The organism is Ensifer sp. ZNC0028, assembly GCF_000799055.1.
Lineage (GTDB): Bacteria > Pseudomonadota > Alphaproteobacteria > Rhizobiales > Rhizobiaceae > Ensifer.
In genome coordinates this window covers 1-9378 of sequence record NZ_JTLA01000020.1, presented here as the reverse complement: position 1 = coordinate 9378, position 9378 = coordinate 1, and the positions used below count along the sequence as shown (strand labels likewise).

The 9378-nt window shown below is 63.5% G+C and carries 15 protein-coding genes; 2 read left to right on the top strand and 13 right to left on the bottom strand.

Annotated elements, in window-relative coordinates; translation table 11 throughout:
• Positions 1-101: 101 nt before the first annotated feature.
• Complete coding sequence (locus L981_RS05610) at positions 102-680, bottom strand: AAA family ATPase (RefSeq protein WP_043612674.1); 579 nt, start codon at positions 678-680, stop codon at positions 102-104.
• 99 nt (positions 681-779) lie between these two features.
• Positions 780-959, bottom strand: coding sequence for a hypothetical protein (locus L981_RS05605; protein ID WP_043612672.1), 180 nt, complete (start codon positions 957-959; stop codon positions 780-782).
• Between the two features lie 160 nt (positions 960-1119).
• Between L981_RS05605 and L981_RS05600 the strand changes: the two genes are divergently transcribed.
• On the top strand, positions 1120-1767 hold the full coding sequence (locus tag L981_RS05600; protein ID WP_043612670.1) for a TetR/AcrR family transcriptional regulator C-terminal domain-containing protein: 648 nt from the start codon (positions 1120-1122) through the stop codon (positions 1765-1767).
• Positions 1768-1821: 54 nt separating this feature from the next.
• Positions 1822-2841 carry a ketol-acid reductoisomerase gene (ilvC, locus tag L981_RS05595; RefSeq protein ID WP_034792899.1) on the top strand — a complete coding sequence of 340 codons (1020 nt, stop codon included), beginning with the start codon at positions 1822-1824 and terminating at the stop codon, positions 2839-2841.
• A 196-nt stretch (positions 2842-3037) separates the two neighbouring features.
• Here ilvC and L981_RS05590 read toward each other — a convergent pair whose 3' ends face one another.
• The 11 genes from L981_RS05590 to L981_RS05550 form a co-directional block, all read right to left on the bottom strand.
• The gene (locus L981_RS05590; RefSeq protein WP_052201614.1) at positions 3038-3286 is read right to left on the bottom strand and encodes a hypothetical protein; all 249 of its coding nucleotides are present in this window, start codon (positions 3284-3286) and stop codon (positions 3038-3040) included.
• 116 nt (positions 3287-3402) lie between these two features.
• Positions 3403-4317 (bottom strand): pyridoxal-phosphate dependent enzyme, encoded by a 915-nt coding sequence (locus L981_RS05585; protein WP_043612667.1) that lies wholly within the window; start codon positions 4315-4317, stop codon positions 3403-3405.
• Positions 4318-4576: 259 nt separating this feature from the next.
• Positions 4577-4699, bottom strand: a complete 123-nt coding sequence (locus tag L981_RS35755; protein WP_256364274.1) for a hypothetical protein — start codon at positions 4697-4699, stop codon at positions 4577-4579.
• 107 nt (positions 4700-4806) lie between these two features.
• Positions 4807-5028 carry a hypothetical protein gene (locus L981_RS05580; protein WP_043612665.1) on the bottom strand — a complete coding sequence of 74 codons (222 nt, stop codon included), beginning with the start codon at positions 5026-5028 and terminating at the stop codon, positions 4807-4809.
• A gap of 41 nt (positions 5029-5069) precedes the next feature.
• A complete protein-coding gene (gene rpsU / locus L981_RS05575; RefSeq protein WP_043612663.1) occupies positions 5070-5306 on the bottom strand; it encodes a 30S ribosomal protein S21 in 237 nt (78 codons plus the stop codon).
• 176 nt (positions 5307-5482) lie between these two features.
• Positions 5483-5692, bottom strand: a complete 210-nt coding sequence (locus tag L981_RS05570; protein WP_043612661.1) for a cold-shock protein — start codon at positions 5690-5692, stop codon at positions 5483-5485.
• Between the two features lie 171 nt (positions 5693-5863).
• On the bottom strand, positions 5864-6019 hold the full coding sequence (locus L981_RS34380) for a hypothetical protein (RefSeq protein ID WP_156133977.1): 156 nt from the start codon (positions 6017-6019) through the stop codon (positions 5864-5866).
• A 127-nt stretch (positions 6020-6146) separates the two neighbouring features.
• Complete coding sequence (locus tag L981_RS05565) at positions 6147-6383, bottom strand: helix-turn-helix domain-containing protein (RefSeq protein WP_043612659.1); 237 nt, start codon at positions 6381-6383, stop codon at positions 6147-6149.
• 272 nt (positions 6384-6655) lie between these two features.
• Positions 6656-8242, bottom strand: coding sequence for an acetolactate synthase large subunit (locus tag L981_RS05560; RefSeq protein ID WP_043612657.1), 1587 nt, complete (start codon positions 8240-8242; stop codon positions 6656-6658).
• Between the two features lie 154 nt (positions 8243-8396).
• Positions 8397-9029, bottom strand: a complete 633-nt coding sequence (locus tag L981_RS05555; RefSeq protein ID WP_043612655.1) for a LysE family translocator — start codon at positions 9027-9029, stop codon at positions 8397-8399.
• A 130-nt stretch (positions 9030-9159) separates the two neighbouring features.
• A partial coding sequence (locus tag L981_RS05550) for an FMN-binding negative transcriptional regulator (protein ID WP_043612653.1) occupies positions 9160-9378 on the bottom strand: 219 nt, incomplete at its 5' end.

Sequence of the window (9378 nt, the reverse complement as noted above, 5' to 3'; positions counted from 1 at the left end):
CGGCAGGCGGATGAGGGGCGCGCCCCTCACCGTGTGAAGGAAGGGCGCAAAAACGGGAACCGAACACCGTGGATGCTGTCGGGAGAACCGGCCATGGCCGTTCAGCCCGCCGAGAACTCCTGCGCCACGGCCTCTACCGCCCCCGGCACTGCGACATCGATACAGCGGATGTCGGCTGCTCGCGCCGACTCCAGCATGTCTCTGTTCTCCCGAAGTGAGCGCTCAATGAATTTGTTGATGATCCCGGCTTTCTGCTCGTATCTTTCGTCACGTCGCGCTTCGTCCAGCATCCGTTGCCGCAGGAAATCGTCGTCCGCATAGAGGAAGACGGCGGTGACACTCCCGGCTTCGAGTTCGGCCACATATTCCGGCCGCAACGCCGCACCCTCCAGCACGAAGGGCTGCCCACGCTCCCGATGGCTATCGACGATCTGGCGGATGCGCGGCCACATGTTTTCGTGGTGCACCTTCAGGAACCAGTGGATCGTCTCGTCCGTCAGGCTGGCGTAGTATTCGGCGACTTCGGGGCGAACAGTCGGCCAGGGCCTGCCGGGATGGCGGCCGAGCGCGTCCGTCGAGATCAGCTCGCGGCTAAGCGAACGGGCCAGGGTTCCCGCCAATGTCGATTTGCCGACATGCGAGGTGCCGCCAATCAGGATGCCGAGAGCTGGCTGCTGCATGCGTTGAACTCCTTCACACGATCGACTGGTCTAACTTCGCCGGGACCAGGCCGTTTTGACACGTTGCGCCGATTGTCTGCATTTGCGGGGCGCATACAATCAGCCCCAGGCGACGTAAACAAAGCGGGCGAGAACAAGTGCGCCGCCTGCGCCGACAATCCCCCAGAACCACGCAGCGATTGCGTCTTTCTCGTGCCGGAAACGCCTCGCCACGTTGATGGTGGCCGCGATGAAGAAAACCACGATAATAAGTATGTATGCCTTTTGATGCGGCGGCACCGTCGACCTCTCTCCGGTCTGCTTCTACAGCTTATGGCGCTCGTCTTTCTCCGTCACCGCCGAAATTTTGCCGCTTCTTGAGAATCGTCTTGACGCCTCCGGGAGGCTTCACTAGAAGAGTGCGAACCGTACCGTACGGTACTGATTGAGGCGAGGCAGCGTGCAGATGACTGTGGCGATGAGGGAGGCGAATGCCGGGGAGGGGCTGACGGAACGTCAGGGCGCCGTTCTCGAGCAGGCATTGCGGCTTCTCGTCGACGGTGGCGAAAAGGCGCTGACGACGGCCGGCATCGCGCGGGCGGCCAATTGCTCCAAGGAAAGCCTCTACAAGTGGTTCGGCGATCGCGACGGGCTGATCTCGGCGATGATCGGCTTCCAGGCGAGCAAGGTGCGCACGCAGGACGTTGCCGCCCGCGCGCTCGATGCAGAGAGCCTGCAGCGCCATCTGATCGTCTTTGCCAAGGATCTGCTTGAGGTTCTCGCCGGCGACGTGTCGCTGGCGCTCAATCGTCTCGCGATCGGCCAGGCGAGCCGTGACGGCTCCAAGCTTGGCCACATGCTGCAGGAGCGCGGACGCCGGCAGATCGGCCGCCGGGCGGCAGCGCTACTCGAAGCCGGCCGCAAGGCGGGGCTCTTGACGTTCGACGATGCCGAGGAGGCCTACGGCGCGCTCTATGGGCTGATCGTCTCCGACTGGCATCTGAAGATGCTGCTCGGCGAAGAAGCCGAGGAGATGAGACAAAGTTTTGGCCGCAAGGCGGAGCAGGCGGTTTCCGCCTTTCTCGCGCTTTACGGCACGAAAAGGTAACGGCGAGGGGAACCTCGCTTAAACGACTGACAAACAACGGGAAGGACCACAACAATGCGCGTCTATTACGATCGTGATGCCGATATCAACCTGATCAAGTCGAAGAAGGTCGCCATCGTCGGCTACGGCAGCCAGGGCCGCGCCCATGCGCTGAACCTGAAGGATTCCGGCGCCAAGGAAATCCGCATCGCGCTGAAGCCGGGTTCGGCAACGGCTGCCAAGGTCGAGGCCGACGGTCTCCAGGTTCTCTCGGTTGCTGAAGCCGCCAAGTGGGCCGACCTGATCATGATGGCGACCCCGGACGAACTGCAGGCCGAAATCTACAAGGCCGAAATCGCCGGCAACATCCGTGATGGTGCTGCGATCGCTTTCGCCCACGGCCTCAACGTTCACTTCGGCCTGATCGAGCCGAAGGCTTCGCTCGACGTCGTCATGATCGCGCCGAAGGGCCCGGGCCACACGGTTCGCGGCGAATACCAGAAGGGCGGCGGCGTTCCCTGCCTCGTTGCCGTTCACCAGGACGCTTCGGGCAACGCCCTTGACCTCGCGCTCTCCTACGCCTGCGGCGTCGGCGGCGGCCGTTCGGGCATCATCGAAACCAACTTCAAGGAAGAGTGCGAAACCGACCTCTTCGGCGAACAGGTCGTTCTGTGCGGCGGTCTCGTCGAGCTCATCCGCGCCGGCTTCGAAACGCTGGTCGAAGGCGGCTACGCTCCGGAAATGGCCTATTTCGAGTGCCTGCACGAAGTGAAGCTGATCGTCGACCTGATCTATGAAGGCGGCATCGCCAACATGAACTACTCGATCTCGAACACGGCCGAGTGGGGCGAATACGTCACCGGTCCGCGCATCATCACCGAAGAAACCAAGGCCGAGATGAAGCGCGTCCTCAAGGACATTCAGACCGGCAAGTTCACCTCCGAGTGGATGCAGGAATACAAGTCGGGTGCGGCTCGCTTCAAGGGCATCCGCCGCGTCAACGACAGCCACCAGATCGAAGAAGTCGGCGCCAAGCTCCGCGGCATGATGCCCTGGATCGGCAAGAACAAGCTGGTCGACAAGGCGAAGAACTAAGCCTTATCGAACGGTCGAATGAGACAAGCCGGGGCGTCAGCTCCGGCTTTTTTCGTGGCGTGGACAGGCGGATTGTAAAACCCCGTCATTGCTGTCGGGTCGGCGCGATTGGTCGATGCAGGCCGGTGGCGGCTAACCGTCCATGGTGCAGGCTTCCGGCCTGGAGAGACGAGGGCACCAGAACCCGGCCCCGCGATTAGTTCCAGAAAAACCGAAACAGGCCGACAAAGGCATGCTCTAACAGGTCGATAAGCATCAGGTCGGGGAACCAGGCGGCAAAGGCAGAGCCGGCGGTGAAGCCAATCAGACCGAAGCCGAGCGCTCCATCCCAGCCGTGGCCCTGCCAGCCGTACATGGCGCCGATCGTGGTCGCTCCGCCGACGACCGTGACCCACCAGAGAACCTTGAGGGTGGTCATCGCACGGCGCATGAACGTATCAAACATCTGCTTCCCCTGTCGCAGGCCGGAACACGCTGTGGTTCCGCACTGGACGTAAGTTCGCGCAGAGGTAAATTCCAGATCCGTCGAAAAACAATTGCGAGGCGGCGACCCGGCTCGGCTTAAAACTCCTGCCAGGCCTGCAGCCGCTCGACGGTCGTCGTCGCGCCGCCGCAGACGATCATGAGGATGCGCTTGAAGCGTGCCAGCCGGTCGGCGTGGGCGTAGGCGACGGCAAGGGCGGCGCCGCAGGCGGGCTCGACCAGAACGCGGTGGTCGTCGAGGAAGCGGATACAGGCTTGGGCGGCCTGCGCGTCGCTGACGACGACGCTCTCGACAGGGCGTGTCTGGCTGAGTTCGAAGGCGCGCTGGCTCACCTGCCTTGCGCCAAGCGAGGTGGCGATGCCGCTGACGGCCTGAAGCGCCACCAGTTGCCGTGCCTCGATGGAGGCGGCGAGCGAGGCGGTTCCTTCGGTCTCGACGGCAAGGATCGGTACCGCGCCAAGCCCGTTGCGCTGAAGCCCCTCGGCAACGCCGGCAAAGAGCCCGCCGCCGCCGACCGACAGCACCACCGCATCGAAGGCGAGGCCGGCCTTGACGGCCTCGTCGATCATAGTCGCGTGACCGGTCCAAAGCAGCGGATCGTCGAAGGGATGGACGAAGGCGGAGTCCTCGTCGAGGGAGGCAAGGGCCTTGGCATTGGCTTCATCCCAGGCGGCACCGTGCACGATGACGTCGGCGCCCTCCTGGCGGATCAGCGCCTTTGCCCTTTCGGTGGTCGTTTCCGGAACATAGACCGAAACCGGGATCGAAAGCTGGCGGCCCGCATAGGCGACTGCCATGCCGGCATTGCCGCCGGAGGAAGAGACGAAGCGTCGCTTGCCCGCCCGCGCGTGGTGTTCGCAGGCGGCGCCCACGCCGCGGATCTTGAACGAACCCGGCGGCTGCAGCGCGTCCATCTTCAGCCAGATGTTTCGCCCTGCGGCAAGGCCGAGCGGAAGGGATTGAATGAGCGGCGTTTCGATATGAAGTGGCATGGGGCGCCCCGTCCGTGCCTGTCTCCCTGGATCGTCCTCGATACAGGAGAAAGGCATGCAGAAAATCAAAGTGTTACAGCGATCTTTGTGTGACTGACAAGAGACGCGCTGCGCTGCGGGTGAGAGGTTGGCCGGCGGCCGGCGAAAAGCCGGCGCCCGCGAATCTGCCCGCAGTCTGCCTCCGGTCGCCGCTTCGACGCAACAATGGAAGCGTTCCGTGGCGGCGTGATGGCCGCGACCGAAGACGGCGCAGCGCCGTCTACCAAAGAAGTCCGTTCAGGATCATCAGCACGACGAAGAGCAGGGAAAAGGCAAGCGATAGCCTGATGGCTACCGGCGCATAGTCATAGCGTCGGATCCTGCGTGCGAAGGTATGGAGCATGTGGTCGTCCGTCTTGATTGTTCGCATGAGCGACTGGCCGCGGCGCGCGGATCTCTTCCGTTTCGGAAGATCCGACCCTGGCGCCCTGCGTTGCCGGGCGCCTGCAATCACACGCGTTGCGATTTTCGCGGCGGCTTGGATGGCGCCGCATCCACGGCCGGTTCGGCCGCGGCGCGCTCAAGGCGCTGTGCCTTGAGCTTTTCGGTCTTCCTGTCGCGCGCGAGTTTCTCGGCGGCGACGATCGCCCTTGCCGTGTGGTCGGTTGCTGCCGCCCTGTCACTTGCGGAGGTCTTGGCCGGCTTGGAGTTGGCGCCCTGGTGTGGAGTCATGTTCTGTCTCCTTCAGGGGCCGGGTCTGCCGGCCCCGATCGTTAGCGTGTGCGCGCTGCTCGCTTGGGTGCGGGCAGCAGGCCTTCGCGCTGCAGCTTCTTGCGCGCCAGCTTGCGCTGGCGGCGAATGGCTTCCGCCTTTTCGCGAGCGCGCTTTTCCGACGGCTTTTCGTAGCTCGTGCGCGCCTTGAATTCGCGGAACAGACCTTCGCGCTGCATCTTCTTCTTCAGCACGCGCAAAGCCTGGTCGACGTTATTGTCCCTGACGAGTACCTGCAAAACTTGTTCTCCTGTTGTTGGCCGACGCAAATTTGAGCGCCGACATGCCTATCTCCCGTATCGAGAAACGTGGGGTCCAAAGACGCAAAAAGGTCGGGGTGTTGTCCCGACCTCTTCCCGTCATTCAAGCGCCTTCCTGCCAGTACATCCGTGGTCAGAGAAGGGCGAATGACAAATTATGCCGACCTCAGATTGTCGGCCGAGCTCTTGCCCGTCTTGCGGTCGCTGACGACGTCGAAGGTAACCTTCTGACCTTCGGCGAGCGAGCGCATGCCGGCGCGTTCGACTGCGGAGATGTGAACGAACACATCGGTGCTGCCGTCATCCGGCTGAATGAAGCCGAAGCCCTTGGTGCCGTTGAACCATTTTACCGTGCCTGAAGCCATGGTGATTTCCTTTCAATCACTGCGTTTTCCAGGAAATATTTCTCTGGAATTGATCGATATTTGAGAGGAGATCTGGCCACGCGAAAGCGCGCTGTCAAAGGTCACAAGCAATATTCGACGAGGTGATATATAGACGATACGCCTCAAAACTCAATGAAGATATTGAATTATTCAGTTTGGGGCATCCGTGAAAACCTCGTCAAAGCCCTGAAACAGCGGGCTTTTCGTGCCTTCAATTTTCCCTCTATTCTTTGTCATTGTCCCCGGAATGGCCGCCGAAATGCTGTCGATGCCGGCAGCGCGAAGCAGTTGCCAGAGGTTGAACATCGGGGGATATTCATTGGGGAATGTTGGCTTGGCCCTTGCGCCGTGTCACGCAGTCGCGCCGGTTCGGCGCGGCCAAAGATAAGGTGAGGCGGCGGTACGCATGTCTGTCGCGCACCGCCCCCGCTTTTCAGGTGAAGGTCTGCGGCGAGACCTGCAATGCGGCGGCGATGCGCTGCAGCTTGGCGGGATCGGTATCGGCGCCGAGCTCGATCTTGGATATTTCAATTTCCGTCAGGCCTGTGGTGACCGACAGATCGTCAACCGAATAACCGGCGGTTTCACGCGAAAGCTTGATAGCGGCTCCGATTTTGACGCGGGACAGAGATGCGCCTGGAGCCTTGGTTAGGTCTTTCTTAAAGGACATGAAGTGTCTCCTTCGTTGGTCCACCGGCAAAGAACGCTGCCGGTTGAAGGGGGCCCAAAACTGAAATGCGACTCGGGCAGATGAGTGCGAACCTAGGGCGTCGCTAATATAAGCGAGAAGTCCGCAGGCGCAAGTTTGCGCCCGAATTTTTGTAAAAACGATATTTATATCAATATTTTACCCTGTGATTATCGGGTGCTGGGCAGTCCCTTTCCGGGCAATCTGGCGTGCCGAGCTCACGCGCCGATCGCCATCGAAACGGGTGCGAAAACTCACGCCAGGCGCGCCTCGATCAGGAACGGTCCGCGCCGCGACAGGGCTGCGGAAAAGAGCGCGGCGAAGGCTTCGCAGGAGGTGGCGACGGCGGCTTCGACGCCAAGGCCGCGGGCGAGCGACACCCAGTCGAGCGCGGGATTGTCGAGGTTCAGCATCTGCCGCGCATTGGTGCCGATCTCCCCGACGCTGACATTGCGCATCTCGGCATGCAGGATGGCATAGGTGCGGTTGGAGAAGATGACGGTGACGATGTCGAGGTTTTCGCGCGCCTGGGTCCACAAGCCTTGAATGTTGTACATGGCGCTGCCGTCGGCCTGCAGGCAGATCACTTTCCGATCCGGGCAGGCGATGGCCGCGCCGGTTGCAAGCGGAATGCCGTCGCCGATCGCGCCGCCGGTCTGCATGATGAGGTCGTGCGGTGCGGAGAAGGCGGACAGGGCAAAGAAGCGCCGCGCCGAGGTCACCCCTTCGTCGCAGACGATTGCGTCCTCCGGTACCTTGTGGGCGACGATGACGGCGATTGCGTCTTCGGTCAGCGTCCCCGAGGGCTCGCCGGTATCGGTGGGAGCGCCTGCCACCGGCAGCGGGGCGGTCGGGCTGACGCCGAGTTCGTCGCCAAGCGCCTCCAGCGTCGCCTTCAGGTCTTCACCGTGGCGGGCAAGGGTTGCGACCGTGCAGCCCTCCGGCACCAGTCGGCCCGGCATGCCGGGATAGGCGAAGAAGGCGACCGGCTCCGGCGCGCCGACAAGGATGAGAACGCGGATGTCCTTGAGCGTGGCGAGCGCCATGTCGATCGGGTAGGGGATGCGCGCCGGCGCCACCCGTCCGCGGCCGCGCTGGGTGTGGGCGACCAGAACCTCGTTGAAAAGCTGGATGCTGCACGCAGCCGCGATCCGCCCGGCGACGGCAAGGCCATCGGCTTGCGCCGCAGCGCCGCTGACGACCATGGCGACCCCTTGAGGATTCGAACGTATCAGGCGCGCGACTTCGCGCACGGTTTCGGCGCTGGCCGGGCGCGGGACTTCGAGGATCGCCTTTTGTGGCGGGGTGGCAAGGGCAAGCGTTCCCCAGGCGGCGTCGGCGGGCAGGATCATGGTGGCGACGCCCGGCGGCGTCAGTGCGGCCTGAACGGCGGCGGCAACGGTGGGGCCGACATCGGCCGGATCCTGCACGCGCCGGACCCAGTTCGACATCGGCGCTGCCAAGCTTTCGATATCGGTCGTCAGCGGAGCGTCGAGCAGGAGGTGATGGGAGGCGTGGTCGCCGACGATGTTGACGACAGCAGCCCGGGCGCGGCGGGCATTGTGCAGGTTGGCAAGGCCGTTGGAAAGACCTGGGCCGGTGTGCAAAAGGGTCGCCGCGGGGCGTCCGGCCATGCGCGCATAGCCATCGGCGGCGCCGGTGACGAGGCCTTCGCTGAGGCCCAGGATGCAGCGCAGCTCCGGCTTGCGGTCGAGCGCCGCGACGAAGTGCATTTCCGAGGTGCCGGGATTGGCGAAGCAGACGTCGACGCCGTTTGCAAGCAGCGTGTCGACAAGCACATCCGCGCCGGTGGTGCGAATTCCCTGGCCGCCTTCTCCCATGCGCGTGTCCCTCGATCACCCTCAAGGGCATGATAGCGGCAAGTTGCGCCGGTGCAACCGGGGCACGGCGAGCCACCCGGCGCAGGGCCAGTCGGCCAAACGTCAGCCGGCCAATGCAAGTCGGCTAGCGCATGGCCGGTTTACCTGTCGGGTATCAGCTCCGCTGCCAGGCGAGGTGGGCGCCAAGCCCGATCAGCACCGTGCCACCGGCGCGCTGCATCAGGCGCTGCGCCCTGCCGGAGCGGCGCATCCGCGAGACGACGGCGCCAGCGAGGAACACGCAGACGATATCGGCCGAGGAAAACATCAGGTTGGCGAGGGCGCCGAGCAGCAGGAACTGCACCCAGATCGGGAAGGCGGCAGACGCATCGGTGAACTGCGGCAGGAAGGCGACGAAGAAGATCGCAGTCTTCGGGTTCAGCACTTCGACAGTGATGCTCTCGAAGAAGGCGCGGCGCGCCGATTTCGCCTCAGTCAGCGGCAGGCTGCCGTCGCCCGTCGCCTTGGTGCGCATCAGCGTGAAGCCCAGCCAGACGAGATAGGCGGCGCCTGCAAGCTTCACCGCCAGATAGAGCGTCGGCACCGCATGAAACAGGATCGAAAGGCCGGCAGCGGCGGCAATGACGTGCACGTAGCAGCCGAGATGGATGCCGAGCGAAGCCATCAGCCCGGCGGAGCGGCCACGCGCCACGGTCTGCGCAGCGGCGTAGAGCATGGCCGGGCCCGGAATATAGGCGAAGATCGCCGTGGTTACGAAGAAGGTGAGGAGGATGTCGAGCGATGGCATGCGGTATACCTCGTCTGCTGCTGCGTGGCCTCTTGCGGGAGTCGTTGTAAGGGCTTGCGCGGGAAAGTTGAAGGAAAATCATAAGTGCCGGGGCAGCCGGGTCAGGCGCCCGCCGCCCGTTCGTCCGTCGTCAGACCGGTATCTCCTCCGCGACGAGGCGATCCTCGCGGCGGGCGCTGGCCGCAAGCCCGGCTGCGACGCCGGTGCGGTCCTCGGCACTGCGGTTCTGGCTCATCTTGCGCTTGCCGTCGAGGCGCTCGATCGGCAGCCTGATACCGATGATGCCGCGAAGCTGCGCCTTGACGAAGGCGGCGGGCGCGTCGCTGACCTGCCAGGGCTCGGCTCGTCC